Genomic DNA, 20604 nt, shown 5'->3' with positions numbered 1-20604 from the left:
CCCCCCTCGACCTGTCGTCCAGTGGAATGGGGCAGGGGTTGTGAGATGTCATGTGCCTATGGCGAGATTTCACATTCCGGCAACCCGGGCCCGTACGATCCCGCCATGGCCAGGGCACCCGTTCTCACCTCCCGGGCGGACGATTTCCCGCGCTGGTACCAGGACTTGATCACCAAGGCGGAGCTCGCCGACAACGGTCCGGTGTGCGGCACCATGGTCATCCGCCCGTACGGGTACGGGCTGTGGGAGGGGATGCAGGCGGAGATGGACGCCCGCATCTAGGAGACGGGCACCCGGAACGCGTACTTCCCGCTGCTGATCCCCGAGTCGTACCTCGCCAGGGAGGCCGACCACGTCGAGGGGTTCGCGCCCGAGCTGGCCGTGGTCACCCACAGCGGCGGCAAGGAACTCGAAGAGCCTGCGGTGGTCCGTCCCACCTCCGAGATGATCGTCACAGAACTTCGCGAAGGCCTTCTCCACCCGGTACCTGTCCAGGGACGGCCGACAGGAGCTGGTCTGGCAGACCTCCTGGGGCTCCACCACCCGCATGATCGGCGCCCTGGTGATGATGCACGGCGACGACGGTCTGCGTGTCCCGCCCCGGCTGGCGCAGATCCAGGCGGTCGTGCTCGCGATCAAGGGTGAGGAACCGGTTCTGGCCATGGTCCGCGAGCTCGGCGACCGGCTCGAGGCGGCCGGTGTCCGTGTCCACGTCGACGACCGCACCGACATCCCGTTCGGCCGCCGCGCGGTCGACTGGGAGCTCAAGGGCGTGCCCGTCCGGATCGAGATCGGCCCGCGGGACCTGGAGAAAGGCACCGCGATGCTGGCCCGCCGCATCCCGGGCGGCAAGGAGCCGGTCTCCCTGGACTCCCTGGTGTGTCGCTGTTGCCCGAGGTCCTGGAGGAGGACCAGGCGCTGCTGCTGAGGCAGTCGCGCGAGCGCCGCGAGTCCCGTACGGCCGAGGTCTCCACGTTCGAGGAGGCCGTCGAGGCGGCCTCCGCCGGCGGCTGGGCGCGCATCCCCTGGGCCACGCTCGGCGAGGAGGGCGAGTCCAGGCTCGCCGATCACGCGGTGACCGTACGGTGTCTGGTCGCCGAGGACGGGTCGGTGCCGGACGCCGACGACGCACCCGGTAACGTCGCGGTCGTCGCACGCGCTTACTGAGGTGGGGCATGCGCTTACCGGGGTGGGGCAGGCGCTTGCCGTGTGGGGCGCGAGGCGACCGAAACACCTCTTGCGCATCAGCGGACCCTTGGCATCCCGGCGCGCAGACAGGGCCTACGCGCCGGGGCGTACGCGGAGCTACGCACCACCTTGTGGTGAGCTGTGAGGCTTATCCGCAGATCGGCGCACCCGCCCTCGTCGGGACGCATCAGAGGCAACTGACGGGTACGTGCAAATTATTTGGGATGGCCCGGAATCGGAACACTGGGGCACCCCGGCTCGTTGTCATTACGTGAGCACGACACAGACACCACCTGTACTCGCCGCAGAGCTGGCACAGGCGTGGGCCGACATTCAGCGGTACCACCCCGAGCTGCCCGACCTTGCCGCGCCAGAGTCCCTGATCGGGGAGTCGTCGTCCGCGTGCGGTCACGAGCTCTCCTTCGAGCGACTGCTCCATGAGGCAGTCCATGGCATCGCCGCCTCGCGCGGCGTCCGCGACACCTCCCGTGCCGGCCGCTACCACAACCGCAGATTCCTCGCGATCGCCGAGGAGCTGGGCCTGGACCACCCCGAGGAACCGCATCCCAGCAGCGGCTTCTCCCTGGTCACGCTCACCCCCGAGGCGAAGCGGCGCTACCGCCCGACGATGGAGCGTCTCCAGCGCGCCCTGAAGGCGCACACCGCCGCGACCTCCTCCGACACCTCCCGCACCTTCCGGGGACCGGCCGCCCGGCACGGCTCCTCCGGCGGCGGCGTACGCGTCAAGGCCGTGTGCGACTGCGGCCGCAACGTCCGCGTCGTCCCGTCGGTCCTCGCCCAGGCCCCCATCGTCTGCGGCGGCTGCGGCAAGCCGTTCCGGATCCCGGACGTCGTGGGAGCGGCAGCGAGCTGACGCCCCGCACCGGCATCTCGTGGCTGCCGGTCCATGGCGCAGGGCTCGGGCCGTGACGCGCATTCGGTGTGCCCCACCTCTACGCCGGGTGCGCTCTCGGCATGCCCGCACGGCCGCCCGGGGCCCCGGCCCGGGGCAACCGCGGGGTGTGGCACAATGGCTAGCTGTACTCGACAGTCGCACAGGAACCCTCTCGCCTCCGGCTGACGCGTCCATCGGGCACTCGGGTACCGCAAATCCCCACGCGGCATTTCCGCCGTGCCCAACCACGTCAAAACCAGGAGAACCCACTCCCGTGGCAGTCAAGATCAAGCTGAAGCGTCTGGGCAAGATCCGTTCGCCTCACTACCGCATCGTCGTCGCCGACTCCCGTACCCGCCGTGACGGCCGGGCCATCGAGGAGATCGGCAAGTACCACCCGACGTACAACCCGTCGGTCATCGAGGTCGACGCCGAGCGTGTGGCGTACTGGCTCGGTGTCGGCGCCCAGCCGACCGAGCCCGTGATGGCCATCCTCAAGAAGACCGGCGACTGGCAGAAGTTCAAGGGCGAGCCCGCCCCGGCTCCGCTGCTGACGCAGCCCGAGAAGGCCGCGCGTCCGTCGTTCGAGGCCATCGGCGGCGACGACGAGGGCAAGGGTGAGGCGATCACCCAGAAGAAGAAGGCCGAGAAGAAGGACGAGGCCGCCGAGTCCGCTTCGACCGAGGCCTGAGCATGCTCGAGGAGGCTCTCGAGCACCTCGTGAAGGGCATCGTCGACAACCCTGACGATGTGCAGGTCGCCTCGCGCAACCTGCGCCGCGGGCAAGTGCTCGAGGTCCGGGTCCACCCGGACGACCTCGGCAAGGTGATCGGCCGCAACGGCCGCACCGCACGCGCCCTGCGCACCGTCGTGGGCGCCATCGGCGGTCGCGGCATCCGCGTCGATCTCGTCGACGTGGACCACGTCCGCTGACGCTTATCGCGCAACCGGCTCGGGCCGGGGAAGGCCTGAGGGCCGTCCCCGGCCCGCAGTCGTATGACAGGAGATTGCACACGTGCAGCTGGTAGTCGCACGGATCGGCCGTGCCCATGGCATCAAGGGTGAGGTCACCGTCGAGGTACGCACTGACGAGCCGGAGCTGAGGCTGGGCCCCGGCGCCGTCCTCACCACCGATCCCGCCGGCGCGGGACCGCTCACCATCGAGACGGGCCGCGTCCACAGCGGCCGCCTCCTGCTGCGCTTCGAGGGCGTCAGCGACCGCAGCGCCGCCGAGGCCCTGCGCAACACCCTCCTGATCGCCGAGATCGACCCGGAGGAAATGCCCGAGGGCGAGGACGAGTACTACGACCACCAGCTCATGGACCTCGACGTGGTCACCGCGGACGGCACCGAGGTCGGCCGGATCACGGAGATCTCCCACCTGCCCTCGCAGGACCTGTTCATCGTCGAGCGCCCCGACGGCAGCGAGGTGCTGATCCCCTTCGTCGAGGAGATCGTCACCGAGATCGACCTCGAGGAGCAGAAGGCCGTCATCAACCCGCCGCCCGGCCTGATCGACGACCGCGCCGAGATCGCCTCCAGCCGGGAAGACGCCCCCGGTCAGGAAGAGTCGTGATGCGCCTCGACGTCGTCACGATCTTCCCCGAGTACCTGGAACCGCTGAACGTCTCCCTCGTCGGCAAGGCACGCGCGCGTGGCCAGCTGAACGTGCACGTCCACGACCTGCGTTCCTGGACCTACGACCGGCACAACACCGTCGACGACACCCCGTACGGCGGCGGCCCCGGCATGGTCATGAAGACCGACCCGTGGGGTGACGCACTGGACTCCGTCCTGGCCGACGGCTACGAGACCGGCTCCCGGGCGCCCGCCCTCATCGTCCCCACCCCCAGCGGCCGTCCCTTCACCCAGGAGCTCGCCGTCCAGCTCTCCGAGCGGCCCTGGCTGATCTTCACCCCGGCCCGCTACGAGGGCATCGACCGTCGTGTCGTCGACGAGTACGCGACCCGGATGCCGGTCTACGAGGTGTCCATCGGCGACTACGTCCTGGCCGGCGGCGAGGCGGCCGTCCTCGTCGTCACGGAGGCCGTGGCGCGGCTGCTGCCCGGCGTCCTGGGCAACGCCGAGTCCCACCGGGACGACTCCTTCGCGCCCGGCGCCATGGCGAGCCTGCTGGAGGGGCCCGTCTACACCAAGCCGCCCGAGTGGCGCGGCCGGGACATCCCCGACGTGCTGCTCAGCGGGCACCACGGCAAGATCGCCCGCTGGCGCCGCGACGAGGCCCTGAAGCGCACCACCGCCCACCGGCCCGACCTCATCGAGCGCTGCGACCCCAAGGCCTTCGACAAGAAGGACCGCGAGATGCTCTCCATCCTGGGCTGGGCACCCGACCCGGCGGGGGAGCCGTACGGCCGATTTTGGCGCAGGACCGACGGCGTGGAAGAATAGCGAGCTGTTGTGCGTCCGTCCGGCGTGCGCCCCTGCCACAGGGGGAGACGACGTCCGCCCCGACCCGCACACCCCTGATCCGAAACACCTAGTTTCCGTTGATGACCTGTGGCATCAGCGAGGAAAGCAGACTCATGTCTCACCTGCTCGACACCGTCGACTCCGCGTCGCTGCGCAGCGACGTCCCCGCCTTCCGCCCGGGCGACACCGTCAACGTCCACGTCCGCGTCATCGAGGGCAACCGCTCCCGTGTGCAGCAGTTCAAGGGCGTTGTGATCCGCCGCCAGGGCTCCGGCGTGCGCGAGACCTTCACGGTCCGCAAGGTCTCCTTCTCCGTCGGCGTCGAGCGCACCTTCCCGGTGCACACCCCGATCGTGGAGAAGATCGAGCTCGTCACCAAGGGTGACGTCCGCCGCGCCAAGCTGTACTACCTGCGCGAGCTCCGCGGCAAGGCCGCGAAGATCAAGGAGAAGCGCGAGAACTGAGCGCCTTCCGGGGTTCACGTCGGGGCCGGATAGCATCTGGCTCCGATGGACACCGAAGCACAGCAGACGGAGCGCGACCGCTCCTCCCGCCCTTCCGGCTCCGAGGGAACGACCTCGGAACCCGCAGGGCCGGAGGACCGGTCGCGTTTCGCGTTGGTGTCGCGGGTCAGCGCCTGGGTCCCGGGCGGCCGGATCACCCTCACCCTGCTGGTCTGCCTGATGTTCCTGCTGTTGCTCAGCACGTTCGTGGTGCGCCCGTTCCAGATCCCCAGCGGATCCATGGAGCAGGCATTGAGGATCGGGGACCGGGTTCTCGTAAATAAGGTGGCATACCGTTTCGGTGCCGCGCCGCAGCGGGGAGACATCGTCGTGTTCGACGGAACCGGGTACTTCGGGCACGCGGACTACGTCAAACGCGTTGTCGGCGTGGGGGGAGACCACGTGGTCTGCTGTGACAGGGAGGGGAGGATCCAGGTGAACGGCCGGCCGGTCGACGAGTCGGGCTTCCTGTATCCCGGCGACAGCCCGTCCACGGTGCCCTTCGACGTCGTCGTGCCCGGCGGCACCCTGTTCGTCCTCGGCGACCATCGCAGCGACTCCAGCGACTCCCGTGACCATCTCGGCTCGCCGGGCGGCGGCATGATCCCCGTCGGCGACGTGATCGGCCGCGCCGACTGGATCATCTGGCCGTTCGGCCACGCCACCCGGCTGCACCGCCCCGACGCCTACGCGCGCGTGCCGGCCGCCGGAAGGGCGGGCGCCCATGGGTAACCGTGGCAAACCGCGCGGCGTCCCTGCGGGCCCCGCGGAGAATCTGCTGCCCACCGGCGCCCGGCGCGCCGCCGGGCCGTCCGGCGGTGGCCGTACGCGTGCCGAGCGCCGCAAGCTCCAGCGCAGGGTCAAGCGGCGCCGCAGGCGCAGCGCCGTCAAGGAGATACCGCTCCTCGTGGGCGTCGCCGTCCTGATAGCGCTGGTACTGAAGACGTTCCTCGTCCAGGCGTTCGTCATCCCGTCCGGCTCCATGGAGCAGACGATCCAGATCGGCGACCGCGTCCTGGTCGACAAGCTCACCCCGTGGTTCGGCTCGAAGCCGCAGCGCGGGGACGTCGTCGTCTTCAAGGATCCCGGCGGCTGGCTCCAGGACGAGCAGCCCACCACGCAGAAGGCCGACCCGGTCGTCATCAAGCAGGTCAAGGAAGGGCTCACCTTCATCGGCCTGCTGCCGTCGGAGAACGAGAAGGACCTCATCAAGCGGGTCGTCGGCGTCGGCGGCGACCGCGTCAAGTGCTGCGACACGCAGGGGCGCGTGACCGTCAACGGCGTCCCGCTGGTCGAGGACTACCTCTATCCCGGCGCCGCGCCCTCCGACACGCCGTTCGACATCACGGTCCCCCAGGGGCGGCTGTGGGTGATGGGCGACCACCGGAACAACTCCGCGGACTCCCGCGCCCACCAGGACACCGACTACGGGGGCACGGTCTCCGAGGACGAGGTGGTGGGCCGTGCCATGGTCATCGCCTGGCCCTTCGGACACTGGAACATGCTGGAGGAACCGAATACGTACGCCTCCGTGTCCGACTCGGCCCCCGGGTCGACCGCAGCTCCCGAACTGTCGCATAGGGTTGCCTCCTACGATTCGAACGAGACGATCCAGCTCCCGACCCCTGCGGAACTCCCGCTCGTTATGGGAGTGGTGGGCCTGCGCCGTGTATGGGGCAGGCAGCGGCACAGAGTGAGGAGTTGGCGTGGGGGATGTGGCGGTTGGCGCACGGTCCGGACACGACGGCGAGGAGCATCGCGGACGCCCCGCGGAATCCGCCGTCCCGGCCGCGGACAGCGCCGTGACCTCCGGGAGTGACTCCGGGGCGGCCGAGGACGACGGGGTGACGGGCGAGCACACGACAACCGGGGACCAGGGACCGGGCGGCACGGCCCGGACCCCGAAGAAGCCGCGCTCCTTCTGGAAGGAGCTGCCGATCCTGATCGGTATCGCGCTGGTGCTGGCGCTGCTGATCAAGACCTTCCTGGTGCAGGCCTTCTCCATCCCCTCCGACTCGATGCAGAACACCCTCCAGCAGGGTGACCGTGTCCTGGTCGACAAGCTCACTCCCTGGTTCGGCTCCGAGCCCGAGCGCGGCGAGGTCGTCGTCTTCCACGACCCGGACAACTGGCTGGCCGGCGAGCCGACCACGGACCCGAACGCGCTGCAGACGTTCCTCAGCTGGATCGGCCTCATGCCGTCCGCGGAGGAGAAGGACCTCATCAAGCGCGTCGTCGGCGTCGGCGGCGACACCATCGAGTGCAAGAACACCGGCCCGCTCACGGTCAACGGCAAGGCACTGAACGAGCAGTCGTACGTCTACGCCGGCAACACGCCGTGCAGCCAGGACGACCAGGGCGGCCAGTTCAAGGTGAAGGTCCCCGAGGGCTACATCTGGGTCATGGGCGACCACCGGCAGAACTCGCGGGACTCCCGCTACAACCAGGCCGACAAGAACCACGGCATGGTCCCGGTGAAGGACGTCGTCGGCCGCGCCGTCGTCGTCGCCTGGCCGATCAACCGCTGGAGCACCCTGCCGGTGCCGGACACCTTCGACCAGCCCGGGCTGAACGCCCAGCCGGCCGCCGCGGGCCTGCCCGCCGCGCCGCAGGGCCTGGCACTGGCCGGTGTGGTGCCGGTGGTGTGGTGGCGTCGCCGGAAGCAGTGATCCCGACCATGGGCTGACCCCGGCCGGTACCCCCGGGTAGGGTGCGGACCCATGGGTGGCGAGAGCATGACGCACACGGCCCCGCGCAGCGGCGGCCCGAGCACCGGCCCGGTGGGCAGCCGGACCGGACAGCGGTTGTCCGGTCTGGCCGTCGCACTGGGCCTCGTGCTGTTCCTGGGCGGATTCGCCTGGGGAGCGGTGGTCTACCGGCCGTACACCGTGCCCACCAGCTCGATGACCCCGACGATCGACGCCGGCGACCGGATCCTGGCGCAGCGCGTCGACGGCGGCGAGGTGCGCCGCGGTGACGTCGTCGTCTTCAAGGACGCGACGTGGGCCAACGCGCCGATGGTCAAGCGCGTGGTCGCCATCGGCGGCGACACGGTCTCCTGCTGCCAGGACGGCAAGCTGGAGGTCAACGGCAAGGAGATCGACGAAACGTACCTGCCCCAGGGCACGCCGGCCGAGATGAGCAATTTCCCGACCGTGACCGTCCCCAAGGGCCGGCTGTTCCTGCTCGGTGACGAGCGCGGCAACTCCGTGGACTCCACCGCCCACCTGACCGACGCCGCCAGCGGCACGGTCGCGCGCTCCGCCGTGGACGCCCGTGTCGACTCCGTCGTGTGGCCGATGAAGGGCATGCTGGAGCGCCCCACCGGCTTCGAGCCGCTCGGCGCCCTCTCCTCGCCCGGCCCGCTGCGGACGATCACCCTCCTGGTGATCGCCGGCGCCGTACTCGTCCTGGGCGGAGGCGCCTACGGACCCGTCGCCAAGCGCACCGGCGCCGCCCGGGCCCGCCGGGAGAGCGGGGAGCCCGCAGGTGTCGGCTGAGGCCGTCGGAGCGGGCCAGGACACCCACGAAGGCGGGTTGCGCAAGGTCGCCCGGGTCGTGCTGCTCGACCCGCAGGACCGCATCCTGTTGCTGCACGGGCACGAACCGGACGATCCGGCCGACGACTGGTGGTTCACCCCCGGCGGGGGCGTGGAGGGCGACGAGACCCGTGAACAGGCCGCCCTGAGGGAACTCGCCGAGGAGACGGGCATCACCGAGGTCGAGCTCGGCCCGGTGATGTGGCGACGGAGGTGCTCCTTCCCGTTCGCCGGCCGCCGCTGGGACCAGGACGAGTGGTACTACCTGGCCCGTACGGACCGCACGGCGGTGGCCGCCACGGGGCTGACCGAGCTGGAACGGCGCAGTGTCGCCGGAGCGCGCTGGTGGACGTGTCCGGAACTGAGCCGGGCACATGAGACGGTGTATCCGACCAGACTCGCCGGGCTGCTGCGCACGCTGCTCGACGAAGGTCCCCCGGCCAGGCCAGTGATCCTTGACCCGGAAATCGTCTAGGGGCTCACGGGACTGGCGCACAATGGGGGGATCGCACGGCTGAAGGGGAACATGCCATGAGCGCCGAGGACCTCGAGAAGTACGAGACCGAGATGGAGCTGAAGCTCTACCGGGAGTACCGCGATGTCGTCGGTCTGTTCAAATACGTGATCGAGACCGAGCGGCGCTTCTACCTGACCAACGACTACGAGATGCAGGTGCACTCGGTCCAGGGTGAGGTTTTCTTCGAGGTGTCCATGGCGGACGCCTGGGTGTGGGACATGTACCGGCCGGCGCGGTTCGTGAAGCAGGTCCGCGTGCTCACGTTCAAGGACGTGAACATCGAGGAGCTGAACAAGAGCGACCTGGAGCTGCCGAGCGGCTGAGGTTCCTCGAGTGGGTGACGGAGTTGTCCACAATCGCTGAGCCACCCACCAAGATCCACTTCTTGGGGGTCGGTGCGTGATCGTTGGCGCCGGAGGTGGTGCCGACATGGCCGCACAGCTGGCACGCAGTGCCATGGGGAAGTACGGGGAGAGCCTGGCCGCACGACGGCTGGCCGAGGCCGGTCTGACGGTCCTGGAGCGCAACTGGCGCTCCGGCCGGACCGGCGAGATCGACATCGTGGCCAGGGACGGGGACGTCCTGGTCGTCTGCGAGGTGAAGACCCGCAGGGAAGGCCCCTTCGAGCATCCTATGGCGGCCGTGACCCCGCAGAAGGCGGAGCGGCTGCGGGACCTGGCCGAGCGGTGGATCCAGACCCACGGGGGCGCGCCGCCCGGCGGGGTCCGCATCGACGTGGTCGGGGTGCTGCTGCCGGCCCGCGGCGCCGCCGTGGTCGAGCACGTGCGGGGGGTGGCCTGAATGGCATTCGCCCGTACGTGTTCGGTGGCCCTGGTCGGCGTCGAGGGCGTGGTCGTCGAGGTGCAGGCCGATCTCGAACCCGGCGTCGCGGCCTTCACGCTGGTGGGGCTGCCCGACAAGAGCCTCACGGAGAGCAAGGACCGGGTGCGCGCCGCGGTCGTCAACTCGGGCGCGGCCTGGCCCCAGAAGAAGCTCACGGTCGGCCTGAGCCCCGCCTCGGTGCCGAAGTCCGGCAGCGGCTTCGATCTGGCCGTCGCGGCGGCGGTGCTCGGCGCGGCGGAGCGGATCGACCCGCGCGTTCTCGCCGACATCGTGATGATCGGCGAACTGGGACTGGACGGGCGGGTGCGGCCCGTGCGGGGGGTGCTGCCGGCGGTGCTGGCGGCCGCCGACGCGGGATACGAGCAGGTGGTGGTGCCTGAGTGCGCCGCCGCCGAGGCGTCCCTGGTGCCCGGGGTGTCGGTACTGGGCGTCCGCAGCCTGCGGCAGTTGATCGCCATCCTGGCCGACGAACCCGTGCCCGACGAGGAACAGGACGACCAGGGCCGCCCGGACCCGCTCCTCGCCGGGTTGCGCGTGCCGGGGACCGGCGCGGCCACGGGCATGCACAGCGCTGGGACCGCCCACGACCACGGCCATGACCTTGCGGACGTCGTCGGACAGACCTCGGCGCGCACCGCCGTGGAGGTGGCCGCGGCGGGCGGGCACCACCTCTTCCTCGAAGGGCCGCCCGGCGCCGGCAAGACGATGCTCGCCGAACGGCTGCCGGCCATCCTGCCCCGGCTCGGCCGGCAGGAGTCGCTGGAGGTCACCGCGGTCCACTCGGTGGCGGGCCTGCTGCCCCCGGGCAAGCCACTGATCGACGTCGCCCCCTACTGCGCGCCGCACCACTCGGCGACGATGCAGGCCCTCGTCGGCGGCGGCCAGGGCATCGCGCGGCCGGGGGCGGTGTCGCTGTCCCATCGCGGGGTGCTGTTCCTCGACGAGACGCCGGAATTCAACAGCCAGGCCCTGGACGCCCTGCGCCAGCCGCTGGAGGCGGGGCATGTCGTGATCGCGCGCAGTGCGGGCGTCGTGCGCTTCCCGGCGAAGTTCCTCATGGTGCTCGCGGCCAACCCCTGTCCGTGCGGCCGGTTCTCGCGGCGGGACGACCTGTGCGAGTGCCCGCCCTCGGTGATCCGCCGCTACCAGGCCAGGCTCTCCGGCCCGCTGCTGGACCGGGTCGACCTGCGCGTCGAGGTGGATCGCATCACCCGCACCGAGCTGACCGCCCTCGGCGCCAGGGGCGAGTCGACCGCGACGGTCGCCGACCGGGTGCGGGCGGCCCGGGAGCGGTCCGTGGAGCGTCTCGCGGGCACCCCCTGGTGCACGAACAGCGAGGTGCCCGGCCGCGAGCTGCGCAGCCGCTGGTACGCCGTGCCCGGCGCGATGGACGAGGCCGAGCGGAACCTGGAGCGGGGCGTCCTGACCGCCCGCGGCCTCGATCGCGTCCTGCGCGTGGCCTGGACCGTCGCCGATCTCGTCGGCCACGACCGGCCCGACGCCACGGACGTCGCCCTCGCGCTCCAGCTGCGCACCGGTGTGCCGCGCGGCGTCCCCATGGCCATCGGGGCGCTGACATGAGCGTCGTCGGGGAACCGGACGACGAGCTGCTCGGCCGGGTGCTTCTCACCCGGGTCCTCGAGCCCGGTGACGACGTCGGCGGCCGGTGGGTGCGGGAGTTCGGGACCGGGGAAGTGGTGCGGCGGTTACGGGAGGGCGGGCCCGCCCTCCCGGGGGCGAGCGGGAAGCGGTGGGCCGGGCTCCTGGCCAGGGCGGAGGCCGCCCGGCCGGGCCGCGATCTGGCAGCCGCCCGGGATGCCGGGGTGCGGTTCGTCTCTCCCGGGGACGCGGAGTGGCCGGGGCAGCTCGACGATCTCGGGGATGCCCGGCCCCTGGGGCTGTGGGTGCGCGGCCGGCCCAGTCTGCGGATGTGGGCGCTGAAGTCGGTCGCCGTGGTCGGCGCCCGGGCCTGCACCGAGTACGGAGCCCACATGGCCGCGACCCTCGCCGCCGGCCTCGCCGAGCAGGGCTGGGTCGTGGTCTCCGGCGGTGCCTACGGGGTCGACGGCGCCGCCCACCGCGGAGCGCTCGGAGCCGGCGGCGCCACCGTCGCGGTCCTCGCCTGCGGCGTCGACCGGCCCTACCCCCGCGGCCACACCCAGCTGATCAGCAGGATCGCCGAACAAGGACTGGTGATCGGCGAGTTGCCACCCGGCGACCATCCGACGCCGAGCCGGTTCATCCTGCGCAACAGAGTGATCGCAGCCCTCACCCGCGGCACGGTGGTCGTCGAGGCCGCCCACCGCAGCGGCTCCCTGGTCACCGCCCGGGCGGCACAGCGCCTCGGCCGGCACACGATGGGCGTGCCCGGCCCGGCCACCAGCGGGCTCTCCGCCGGAGTGCACGATCTGCTGCGCGGGGAGGCCGCCCTGGTCACCGACGTCGCGGACGTCGTCGAACTGGTCGGTGACATCGGGGAGCTGGCCCCCGACCGGCGCGGCCCGGTCCTGCCCCGTGACCTGCTGGAACCGGCCGCACGGCAGGTGCTCGCCGCACTGCCGGGACGCGGGGTGGCCCGGCCCGATGAGATCGCGCGATCCGCACAGACCGCACAGGACGACGCGATCGCGAGACTGTACGAACTCCGAGCACTCGGTTACGTCGAACGACACGGCGACGGCTGGAAGTTGACACGCCAGGCGGTGATGTCGGTCCGCGACGGTCGCGGGCCGTGTTGACCGTGTGTGTTCGGCCGTCCGGGGGAACCCCGACAGCCCTTGGAATGCGGGAAGTTGGGGCCATCCGGTGATCACACGGAGCGACCGCGACCCCCCGCCGGGACGTCCTCGGGAACGTATCTGCGCCCGCCTTGGCCTCCGCTCTTCGCACACCGCGACACCACAGTCACGCTACGCTCACGAGGATCCCGACACGGACAGGCAACTCGACATCAGACAGACAGCCCACCCCAGCAGCACTCCGCAGCAGAACGGCACAAGGCGACGAATGCCCCAGCACACCTCCGGGTCCGACCGGGCGGCGATCCCCCCAGCCGCCCGTGACGGTGGCAGCGTGCGGCCGCCCGCTCCCTCGACGCTCGACGAGCTGTGGCGGTCGTACAAGGCGACGGGGGACGAGCGGCTGCGGGAGCAGCTGATCCTGCACTACTCGCCGCTCGTGAAGTACGTCGCGGGACGGGTCAGTGTGGGCCTGCCGTCCAACGTCGAGCAGGCGGACTTCGTCTCCTCCGGGGTGTTCGGGCTGATCGACGCGATCGAGAAGTTCGACGTCGACCGGGAGATCAAGTTCGAGACGTACGCGATCACCCGGATCCGCGGCGCGATGATCGACGAACTGCGGGCGCTGGACTGGATCCCCCGCTCGGTACGGCAGAAGGCGCGCAACGTGGAGCGCGCCTACGCCACGCTGGAGGCCCGGCTGCGACGGACCCCGACCGAAGGCGAAGTGGCCTCCGAGATGGGCATCGCCGTCGAGGAACTGCACGCGGTGTTCAGCCAGTTGTCGCTGGCCAACGTGGTGGCCCTGGAGGAACTGCTGCACGGGGGCGGCGAGGGCGGCGACGGACTCAGCGTCATGGACACGCTGGAGGACACCGCGGCCGACAATCCCGTCGAGGTCGCCGAGGACCGGGAGCTGCGGAGGTTCCTGGCGCGGGCGATCAACACGCTGCCGGACCGGGAGAAGACCGTGGTCACGCTGTACTACTACGAGGGCCTCACCCTGGCCGAGATCGGGAACGTGCTGGGCGTGACCGAGAGCCGGGTCAGCCAGATCCACACCAAGTCGGTGCTGCAGCTGAGAGCGAAACTGGCGAGCTTCGGCCGCTGACCTGCCCGAATGTCGTCGGACCGGCAGCAACCACTCCCGCACGGCGGGACGCGTCCGTAGAGTGTTGACGTGCCAAGGATTCGAGCGGCCTCCGTGGCCGAGCACCGGTCGATGCAGCGAGCCGCCCTGCTGGACGCGGCTCGTTCCTTGTTGTCCGAGGGCGGTACGGAGGCGCTGACCTTCCCGGCCCTCGCCGAGCGGACGGGCCTCGCGCGCTCGTCCGTCTACGAGTACTTCCGGTCCCGCGCGGCCGTGGTCGAGGAGCTGTGCGAGGTCGACTTCCCGGTCTGGGCGGCGGACGTGTCGGCGGCGATGGAGCAGGCCGAGACGGCCGAGGCCAAGGTCGAGGCGTATGTGCGGCAGCAGCTGGAGCTGGTCGGCGACCGGCGGCACCGGGCCGTGGTCGCGATCTCCGCGAGTGAACTCGACGCGGGGGCGCGGGAGAAGATCCGGGCGGCGCACGGTGGGCTGGTCGCGCTGATCGTCGAGGCGCTGGGCGAGCTGGGGCACGAGCAGCCCCGCCTGGCGGCGATGCTGGTTCAGGGTGTGGTGGACGCGGCCGTGCGCAGGATCGAGCTCGGAGCCGCGGAGGAGCCCGGGGCGATCACGGATGCGGCGGTGTCGATGGCGCTGCGGGGTGTGCGGGGCTGAGGGCCTGCGCTGCGGGGCTTGCGAGCTGAGGGCCCGACCCTGCCGGCCGCGGGCTGAGGCCCGACGCGCTGCCGGTGTGCGGGCTGATGGTCCTGAGGTCGACGCCGGTGCGTTTCGCGGCCCGGCAGAGTGGGGCCCCGCCGCCCGGGCGGCACGCCAGGCCCGTCGGCTGAGCCGGCGGCACGCCCCACCCGTCGGCTGCGCCGGCGGCCCGCCGCACTCGCCGGTTGCCCAGGGGCACGCCACGCTCGCGGCTACGTCAGCCGGATTCGCCGACTGCGCGGGCGACCAGTCAACCCCGCCGACTACGGCAGAGCGCGCCGGATTCGCCGACTGCGCGGGCGACCAGTCAACCCCGCCGACTACGGCAGAGCGCGCCGCACTCGCCGACCACGCCGGCGACCAGCCAACCCCGCCGACTACGGCAGAGCGCGCCGCACTCGCCGACCACGCCGGCGACCAGCCAACCCCGCCGACTACGGCAGAGTGCGCCGCACTCGCCGGTTACGCCAGCGGCAGCAGTCTCGACGGCCCCCTGTGCAGGAGCCACGGCGGTAGGAGCGACAGCGGGTTCAGGTAGCCCTCGCCGCGGCGCAGGCCCCAGTGGACGCACGGGGCCGAGCAGTGCGAGCCGCCCGCCTGCACCGACCCGATCACCTCGCCCGGTTCCACCTCCTGACCCTCCTCGACCGCGGCCGTCACCGGCTCGTACGTCGTGCGCAGCGGTGGATCGCCCGTCCCCGTGAGGTCCACCGAGACGACCCCCCTGCCGGCCACCGAGCCCGCGAAGGCGACCCGGCCCGGGGCCACCGTTCGAACCGGTGTGCCCGCCGGTGCCGCCAGGTCCACGCCCCGGTGGCCCGGGCCGTAGACCGTCGCCGGGGGCTCCCAGCCCCGCAGGACCCGTGGGCGCAAGCCGACGGGCCAGGTGCGGCCGATGGCCGGCACGGTGGCCGGAAGGCCGGGGTCGGCCAGGGGCGCACCCGGCGCGCCCCGCGCACCCGCCGCGAACAGCGGTGGCGGCGGAGCCAGCAGGGCCGTCGCCGTGACGATCAGCAGCAGGATCAGGCGCGCGCAGACACGCACACATCGGTTCGCTCGCATACGGAAAGCGTTCCGGAGTACCGGCGTCGCCGCTCGCGGCTGTGGGCGGGCGCCCGCTTGTGGACAACGGCGTCACCCGGCACCCCACGGGTCCCGTACACTTCTGGTGGCGACCCGAGTCATCGGGTCGACTTCGCACGCCCCGATACGAACCCCGGCAACGGGCCCGTATCAGCGCCCCTCGGTCCCTCGTGGAACGGCGCGCAGTGGGCGTCAGGCGCGGAAGCCGTCCGGCATCCGCGGCACAACCGAGAAATTCAAGGAGATACGGCCATGGCCGTCGTCACGATGCGGGAGCTGCTGGAGAGCGGCGTCCACTTCGGTCACCAGACCCGTCGTTGGAACCCGAAGATGAAGCGCTTCATCTTCACGGAGCGCAACGGCATCTACATCATCGACCTGCTCCAGTCGCTGTCGTACATCGACCGCGCCTTCGAGTTCGTCAAGGAGACCGTCGCCCACGGCGGCACGGTCATGTTCGTCGGCACGAAGAAGCAGGCGCAGGAGGCCATCGCCGAGCAGGCCACCCGCGTCGGCATGCCCTACGTCAACCAGCGCTGGCTGGGCGGCATGCTCACCAACTTCTCGACCGTCTACAAGCGTCTGCAGCGCCTCAAGGAGCTCGAGCAGATCGACTTCGAGGACGTCGCCGCGTCCGGTCTGACCAAGAAGGAGCTTCTCGTGCTCTCGCGCGAGAAGGCCAAGCTGGAGAAGACCCTCGGTGGTATCCGCGAGATGCAGAAGGTGCCCAGCGCCGTCTGGATCGTGGACACCAAGAAGGAGCACATCGCCGTTGGTGAGGCCCGGAAGCTGAACATCCCGGTCGTCGCGATCCTCGACACCAACTGCGACCCCGACGAGGTCGACTACAAGATCCCGGGCAACGACGACGCGATCCGCTCCGTCACCCTGCTCACCCGTGTGATCGCGGACGCGGTCGCCGAGGGCCTCATCTCCCGCTCCGGTGTCGCCACCGAGGGCAAGGGCGACAAGGCCGCGGGCGAGCCGCTGGCCGCCTGGGAGCGCGACCTGCTCGAGGGTGAGAAGAAGGCCGACGAGGCCGCCCCGGCCGCTGAGGCCCCCGCCGCCGAGGCCGCTCCGGCCGCCGAGGCCGCTCCGGCCACCGAGGCTGCTCCGGCTGCCGAGGCCACCGAGGCTGCTCCGGCTGCCGAGGCCACCGAGGCTGCTCCGGCTGCCGAGGCCGAGAAGCCGGCCGAGGGCGAGAAGCCGGCCGAGGCCGAGCAGGCCTGACCCGTCAGTCCGAGTTGACGGCGGGAGCGGCCGCACTCACCAGCGCCTTCGGCGCGGTGACGTCCGCTCCCGCCGTTGACCCGTAGGTCAGCGGAAGGACAGCGCCTTCCGGCTCCATGGGGCGCATCCGCAGATCTTCGATCTTCCAGACTTCGAGAGAGATTCACAGACTCATGGCGAACTACACCGCCGCCGACGTCAAGAAGCTCCGTGAGCTCACGGGCGCCGGCATGATGGACTGCAAGAAGGCGCTGGACGAGGCCGAGGGCAACGTCGAGAAGGCCGTCGAGGCGCTCCGCATCAAGGGCCAGAAGGGCGTCGCCAAGCGCGAGGGCCGCTCCGCCGAGAACGGCGCCGTCGTCTCGATCATCGCCGACGACAACTCCTCCGGTGTCCTGGTCGAGCTGAAGTGCGAGACGGACTTCGTCGCCAAGGGTGACAAGTTCCAGGCCGTGGCCAAGACCATCGCCGAGCACGTCGCCAAGACCTCCCCGGCCGACCTCGAGGCCCTGCTCGCCTCCGAGATCGAGGCCGGCAAGACCGTCCAGGCGTTCGTCGACGAGGCCAACGCCAACCTGGGCGAGAAGATCGTCCTGGACCGCTTCGCGCAGTACGCCGACGGCTTCGTGACGGCGTACATGCACCGCACGATGCCCGACCTGCCCCCGCAGATCGGTGTCCTCGTCGAGCTGGACAAGCCGAACGCGGAGATCGCCAAGGGCGTCGCCCAGCACATCGCCGCCTTCGCGCCGAAGTACCTCTCCAAGGAGGACGTGCCGGCCGAGGTCGTCGAGTCCGAGCGCCGCGTCGCCGAGGAGACCACCCGCGCCGAGGGCAAGCCCGAGGCCGCCCTGCCGAAGATCGTCGAGGGTCGCCTCAACGGCTTCTTCAAGGACGCCACGCTGCTCGGCCAGCCGTACGCGCTCGACAACAAGAAGTCGGTCCAGAAGGTTCTGGACGAGGCCGGTGTCACCCTGAAGCGCTTTACGCGCATCAAGGTCGGCATCTGAGTCCGTACCGCGCTCGACGCCCGACCCCGATAGGGTCGACAGCAGTCGTCCGCGTACGCCGTCACATGGGTGGCGGACGACAGCAGATCTGACGAGGAGGCCATTGCCGTATGGGATGCGAAACACGCCCCCACCGGCAATGGCCTTCTTGGTATGTGCAACACGTGAAAGAGGCGGGATCCCCCATGACCACCAAGGCCCAGAAGAGCGACGACGGCAAAGTGCGCGGCCGGTTTCTGCTGAAGCTGTCCGGAGAGGCCTTCTCCGGTGGCGGCGGCCTTGGCGTCGACCCCGACGTGGTGCACAAGATCGCCCGCGAGATCGCGGCCGTCGTACGCGATGGCGCGGAGATCGCGATCGTCATCGGCGGTGGCAACTTCTTCCGCGGCGCCGAACTCCAGCAGCGCGGCATGGACCGGGCCCGCTCCGACTACATGGGCATGCTCGGCACCGTCATGAACTGCCTCGCCCTCCAGGACTTCCTGGAGAAGGTCGGCGTGGACTGCCGGGTGCAGACCGCCATCACCATGGGCCAGGTCGCCGAGCCGTACATCCCGCTGCGCGCCGTACGGCACCTGGAGAAGGGCCGCGTGGTCATCTTCGGAGCCGGAATGGGCATGCCGTACTTCTCCACCGACACCACCGCCGCCCAGCGCGCCCTGGAGATCGACGCCGAGGCGTTGCTGATGGGCAAGAACGGCGTGGACGGGGTCTACGACTCCGACCCCAAGACCAACCCGGACGCGGTGAAGTTCGACCACCTCGGCTACGGCGAGGTCATCACGCGCGATCTGAAGGTCGCCGACGCCACCGCCGTGACGCTGTGCCGCGACAACAAGCTCCCGATCGTGGTCTTCGAGCTGCTGGCCGAGGGCAACATCGGACGCGCCGTCAAGGGTGAGAAGATCGGCACGCTGGTGGGGGACCCCGGCAGCCGGGACTGACACCCCGGGAACAACCCCGTCCGGGGGACGGACGGGACGGAGCCGGGCCGGGGGATGGACAATGTCCTGCCGGTCGGGAACCGTGCAGGAAGAAGACGCGACGCAGCCGGCCGCCGCCCCACATGGAACCGCAGCCGGGCCTACTCAAGACACGCAGGAGCAAGTGGTGATCGAAGAGACCCTCCTCGAGGCCGAGGAGAAGATGGAGAAGGCCGTCGTGGTCGCCAAGGAGGACTTCGCCGCGATCCGCACCGGTCGTGCGCACCCGGCGATGTTCAACAAGATCGTGGCCGACTACTACGGCGCGCCGACGCCGATCAACCAGCTGGCCTCGTTCTCCGTGCCCGAGCCGCGTATGGCCGTGGTGACCCCCTTCGACAAGAGCGCGCTGCGCAACATCGAGCAGGCGATCCGCGACTCCGACCTGGGCGTCAACCCGAGCAACGACGGCAACATCATCCGGGTGGTGTTCCCCGAGCTCACCGAGGAGCGCCGCCGCGAGTACATCAAGGTCGCCAAGGGCAAGGGCGAGGACGCGAAGATCTCGATCCGCTCCGTGCGCCGCAAGGCCAAGGAAGCCATCGACAAGCTGATCAAGGACGGCGAGGTCGGCGAGGACGAGGGCCGCCGTGCGGAGAAGGAGCTCGACGACACCACCGCGAAGTACGTCGCGCAGGTGGACGAGCTCCTGAAGCACAAGGAAGCGGAGCTGCTCGAGGTCTGATGAACGACTCTTCCTGGGGGGCGCCGCCACAGGCCGGGTACTGGGGGCCCACCGACCAAGGGCATGGTCACGGGCACGTCCAGGGCCAGGCCCACGGGCACGTCCAAGGGGCCGCTCCGGCGGGTCCCGCATACGATGCGTATGAAGCGCCTCAGACTCGCCCCATGCCCATCGTGCCCGACGTGACCGACTTCGGCGGAAACCAGGATGACGACCGGGGGGCTGCTCGGCTGAGCGGCGCCCCGGTCCGAAACGACACGAATCCGGAGCCCATGCCCGACGCCTCGCAGCCGGCGCCCAAGCCGCCGAAGAAGAGCGCGGGTCGCGACCTGAGTGCCGCGATAGGGGTCGGTGTCGGGCTCGGTGCGGTGATCGTCGCGTCGCTGTTCGTCGTCAAGGCCGTGTTCGTGGGTGTCGTCGCCGTGGCCGTGGTGGTGGGCCTGTGGGAGCTGACCAAACGGCTGGAGGAGCGCAAGGACATCCGCGCGCCCCTCGTGCCGCTCGCGCTCGGCGGTGCCGCGATGGTCGTCGCCGGGTACGTCCGGGGCGCCGAGGGCGCGTGGGTGGCGATGGCGCTCACGGCACTGGCCGTCCTGGTCTGGCGCATGACCGAACCGCCCGAGGGCTACCTCAGGGACGTCACGGCGGGCGTCTTCGCGGCGTTCTACGTGCCGTTCCTGGCGACCTTCGTCGCGATGATGCTGACCGCGGACGACGGGCCGCAGCGGGTGCTCACCTTCCTGCTGCTCACGGTCGTCAGCGACACCGGGGCATACGCCGTCGGCTGGCGGTTCGGTCGGCACAAGCTCGCCCCGCGCATCAGCCCCGGCAAGACCCGCGAGGGCCTGCTGGGTGCGGTCTCCTTCGCCATGGTCGCGGGGGCGCTGTGCATGCAGTTCCTCATCGACGACGGGGCCTGGTGGCAGGGCCTGGTGCTGGGCCTCGCGGTCGCGGTCACCGCCACGCTCGGCGACCTCGGTGAATCCATGATCAAGCGGGACCTCGGCATCAAGGACATGGGCACGCTGCTGCCGGGCCACGGCGGCATCATGGACCGGCTCGACTCGCTGTTGCCCACGGCTCCGGTGGTGTGGTTGCTGCTCGTGCTGTTCGTGGGATCCGGCTGACCCGGCCGGCTTCGTCGGCGAGCCCCTGC

23 protein-coding genes and 1 pseudogene are annotated in these 20604 nt (G+C 70.7%); 23 read left to right on the top strand and 1 reads right to left on the bottom strand.

Going from position 1 to position 20604, the window contains the following annotated elements; genetic code table 11:
- Positions 1–105: 105 nt before the first annotated feature.
- The 18 genes and pseudogenes from BJ965_RS10880 (at position 106) to BJ965_RS10795 (ending at position 14415) form a co-directional block, all read left to right on the top strand.
- Positions 106–1167 (top strand): annotated as a pseudogene (locus tag BJ965_RS10880) (His/Gly/Thr/Pro-type tRNA ligase C-terminal domain-containing protein).
- A gap of 292 nt (positions 1168–1459) precedes the next feature.
- Entirely contained in the window at positions 1460–2062 is a 603-nt protein-coding gene (locus BJ965_RS10875; protein WP_184908477.1) for a hypothetical protein, read from the top strand.
- 295 nt (positions 2063–2357) lie between these two features.
- Positions 2358–2774, top strand: a complete 417-nt coding sequence (rpsP, locus tag BJ965_RS10870; protein ID WP_030852064.1) for a 30S ribosomal protein S16 — start codon at positions 2358–2360, stop codon at positions 2772–2774.
- Between the two features lie 2 nt (positions 2775–2776).
- Positions 2777–3016, top strand: coding sequence for an RNA-binding protein (locus BJ965_RS10865; protein WP_031107040.1), 240 nt, complete (start codon positions 2777–2779; stop codon positions 3014–3016).
- A gap of 82 nt (positions 3017–3098) precedes the next feature.
- Positions 3099–3659, top strand: a complete 561-nt coding sequence (gene rimM / locus BJ965_RS10860; protein ID WP_184908476.1) for a ribosome maturation factor RimM — start codon at positions 3099–3101, stop codon at positions 3657–3659.
- Complete coding sequence (trmD, locus tag BJ965_RS10855) at positions 3659–4492, top strand: tRNA (guanosine(37)-N1)-methyltransferase TrmD (protein WP_030852070.1); 834 nt, start codon at positions 3659–3661, stop codon at positions 4490–4492. The genes rimM and trmD overlap by 1 nt, the downstream gene beginning before the upstream one ends.
- Before the next feature lie 134 nt (positions 4493–4626).
- Positions 4627–4977 (top strand): 50S ribosomal protein L19, encoded by a 351-nt coding sequence (gene rplS, locus BJ965_RS10850; protein WP_030852073.1) that lies wholly within the window; start codon positions 4627–4629, stop codon positions 4975–4977.
- Between the two features lie 45 nt (positions 4978–5022).
- Positions 5023–5748: a signal peptidase I gene (gene lepB / locus BJ965_RS10845; RefSeq protein ID WP_184908475.1), complete on the top strand. Its 726-nt coding sequence runs from the start codon at positions 5023–5025 to the stop codon at positions 5746–5748.
- Complete coding sequence (lepB, locus tag BJ965_RS10840; protein WP_184908474.1) at positions 5741–6835, top strand: signal peptidase I; 1095 nt, start codon at positions 5741–5743, stop codon at positions 6833–6835. The genes lepB (BJ965_RS10845) and lepB (BJ965_RS10840) overlap by 8 nt, the downstream gene beginning before the upstream one ends.
- The gene (gene lepB / locus BJ965_RS10835; protein WP_184908473.1) at positions 6723–7685 is read left to right on the top strand and encodes a signal peptidase I; all 963 of its coding nucleotides are present in this window, start codon (positions 6723–6725) and stop codon (positions 7683–7685) included. The genes lepB (BJ965_RS10840) and lepB (BJ965_RS10835) overlap by 113 nt, the downstream gene beginning before the upstream one ends.
- 51 nt (positions 7686–7736) lie before the next feature.
- Positions 7737–8516: a signal peptidase I gene (gene lepB / locus BJ965_RS10830; protein WP_184908472.1), complete on the top strand. Its 780-nt coding sequence runs from the start codon at positions 7737–7739 to the stop codon at positions 8514–8516.
- Positions 8506–9030 carry an NUDIX hydrolase gene (locus BJ965_RS10825; protein WP_184908471.1) on the top strand — a complete coding sequence of 175 codons (525 nt, stop codon included), beginning with the start codon at positions 8506–8508 and terminating at the stop codon, positions 9028–9030. Before lepB (BJ965_RS10830) ends, BJ965_RS10825 begins: the two co-directional genes overlap by 11 nt.
- Before the next feature lie 56 nt (positions 9031–9086).
- Positions 9087–9395 (top strand): DUF2469 domain-containing protein, encoded by a 309-nt coding sequence (locus BJ965_RS10820; RefSeq protein WP_003993268.1) that lies wholly within the window; start codon positions 9087–9089, stop codon positions 9393–9395.
- Positions 9396–9471: 76 nt separating this feature from the next.
- On the top strand, positions 9472–9873 hold the full coding sequence (locus BJ965_RS10815) for a YraN family protein (RefSeq protein ID WP_184908470.1): 402 nt from the start codon (positions 9472–9474) through the stop codon (positions 9871–9873).
- The gene (locus tag BJ965_RS10810) at positions 9874–11496 is read left to right on the top strand and encodes a YifB family Mg chelatase-like AAA ATPase (RefSeq protein WP_184908469.1); all 1623 of its coding nucleotides are present in this window, start codon (positions 9874–9876) and stop codon (positions 11494–11496) included. It abuts the gene before it with no gap.
- Complete coding sequence (gene dprA / locus BJ965_RS10805; protein WP_184908468.1) at positions 11493–12653, top strand: DNA-processing protein DprA; 1161 nt, start codon at positions 11493–11495, stop codon at positions 12651–12653. The genes BJ965_RS10810 and dprA overlap by 4 nt, the downstream gene beginning before the upstream one ends.
- 268 nt (positions 12654–12921) lie before the next feature.
- On the top strand, positions 12922–13764 hold the full coding sequence (gene whiG / locus BJ965_RS10800; protein ID WP_030852111.1) for an RNA polymerase sigma factor WhiG: 843 nt from the start codon (positions 12922–12924) through the stop codon (positions 13762–13764).
- Positions 13765–13857: 93 nt separating this feature from the next.
- The gene (locus tag BJ965_RS10795) at positions 13858–14415 is read left to right on the top strand and encodes a TetR/AcrR family transcriptional regulator (RefSeq protein ID WP_184917051.1); all 558 of its coding nucleotides are present in this window, start codon (positions 13858–13860) and stop codon (positions 14413–14415) included.
- A gap of 504 nt (positions 14416–14919) precedes the next feature.
- Here the strand turns inward: BJ965_RS10795 and BJ965_RS10790 are convergent.
- Positions 14920–15519, bottom strand: coding sequence for a M23 family metallopeptidase (locus tag BJ965_RS10790; protein ID WP_184908467.1), 600 nt, complete (start codon positions 15517–15519; stop codon positions 14920–14922).
- Positions 15520–15792: 273 nt separating this feature from the next.
- On the opposite strand from BJ965_RS10790, the gene rpsB reads away from it, so the two are divergent.
- From rpsB to BJ965_RS10765, 5 genes are all read left to right on the top strand, one after another.
- Positions 15793–16770 (top strand): 30S ribosomal protein S2, encoded by a 978-nt coding sequence (gene rpsB, locus BJ965_RS10785; protein ID WP_184908466.1) that lies wholly within the window; start codon positions 15793–15795, stop codon positions 16768–16770.
- 173 nt (positions 16771–16943) lie between these two features.
- Complete coding sequence (tsf, locus tag BJ965_RS10780; protein WP_031103424.1) at positions 16944–17780, top strand: translation elongation factor Ts; 837 nt, start codon at positions 16944–16946, stop codon at positions 17778–17780.
- 185 nt (positions 17781–17965) lie between these two features.
- Positions 17966–18724: a UMP kinase gene (gene pyrH / locus BJ965_RS10775; RefSeq protein ID WP_030852122.1), complete on the top strand. Its 759-nt coding sequence runs from the start codon at positions 17966–17968 to the stop codon at positions 18722–18724.
- Positions 18725–18890: 166 nt separating this feature from the next.
- A complete protein-coding gene (gene frr, locus BJ965_RS10770) occupies positions 18891–19448 on the top strand; it encodes a ribosome recycling factor (RefSeq protein ID WP_006136598.1) in 558 nt (185 codons plus the stop codon).
- Complete coding sequence (locus BJ965_RS10765) at positions 19448–20575, top strand: phosphatidate cytidylyltransferase (protein WP_184908465.1); 1128 nt, start codon at positions 19448–19450, stop codon at positions 20573–20575. Before frr ends, BJ965_RS10765 begins: the two co-directional genes overlap by 1 nt.
- Positions 20576–20604: the final 29 nt, after the last annotated feature.

It is taken from the genome of Streptomyces luteogriseus (assembly GCF_014205055.1).
Taxonomy (GTDB): domain Bacteria; phylum Actinomycetota; class Actinomycetes; order Streptomycetales; family Streptomycetaceae; genus Streptomyces; species Streptomyces luteogriseus.
The sequence above is the reverse complement of the archived record's forward strand: the minus strand, read 5'-3'. Positions and strand labels throughout refer to the sequence as shown.

Coding starts and splice junctions, on each gene's coding strand:
- BJ965_RS10865 (WP_031107040.1), top strand. CDS start 2,777: ATGCTCGAGGAGGCTCTCGAGCACCTCGTGAAGGGCATCGTCGACAAC.
- trmD (WP_030852070.1), top strand. CDS start 3,659: ATGCGCCTCGACGTCGTCACGATCTTCCCCGAGTACCTGGAACCGCTG.
- rplS (WP_030852073.1), top strand. CDS start 4,627: ATGTCTCACCTGCTCGACACCGTCGACTCCGCGTCGCTGCGCAGCGAC.
- lepB (WP_184908475.1), top strand. CDS start 5,023: ATGGACACCGAAGCACAGCAGACGGAGCGCGACCGCTCCTCCCGCCCT.
- lepB (WP_184908474.1), top strand. CDS start 5,741: ATGGGTAACCGTGGCAAACCGCGCGGCGTCCCTGCGGGCCCCGCGGAG.
- lepB (WP_184908472.1), top strand. CDS start 7,737: ATGGGTGGCGAGAGCATGACGCACACGGCCCCGCGCAGCGGCGGCCCG.
- BJ965_RS10820 (WP_003993268.1), top strand. CDS start 9,087: ATGAGCGCCGAGGACCTCGAGAAGTACGAGACCGAGATGGAGCTGAAG.
- BJ965_RS10810 (WP_184908469.1), top strand. CDS start 9,874: ATGGCATTCGCCCGTACGTGTTCGGTGGCCCTGGTCGGCGTCGAGGGC.
- dprA (WP_184908468.1), top strand. CDS start 11,493: ATGAGCGTCGTCGGGGAACCGGACGACGAGCTGCTCGGCCGGGTGCTT.
- whiG (WP_030852111.1), top strand. CDS start 12,922: ATGCCCCAGCACACCTCCGGGTCCGACCGGGCGGCGATCCCCCCAGCC.
- BJ965_RS10790 (WP_184908467.1), bottom strand. CDS start 15,519: ATGCGAGCGAACCGATGTGTGCGTGTCTGCGCGCGCCTGATCCTGCTG.
- rpsB (WP_184908466.1), top strand. CDS start 15,793: ATGGCCGTCGTCACGATGCGGGAGCTGCTGGAGAGCGGCGTCCACTTC.
- tsf (WP_031103424.1), top strand. CDS start 16,944: ATGGCGAACTACACCGCCGCCGACGTCAAGAAGCTCCGTGAGCTCACG.
- pyrH (WP_030852122.1), top strand. CDS start 17,966: ATGACCACCAAGGCCCAGAAGAGCGACGACGGCAAAGTGCGCGGCCGG.
- BJ965_RS10765 (WP_184908465.1), top strand. CDS start 19,448: ATGAACGACTCTTCCTGGGGGGCGCCGCCACAGGCCGGGTACTGGGGG.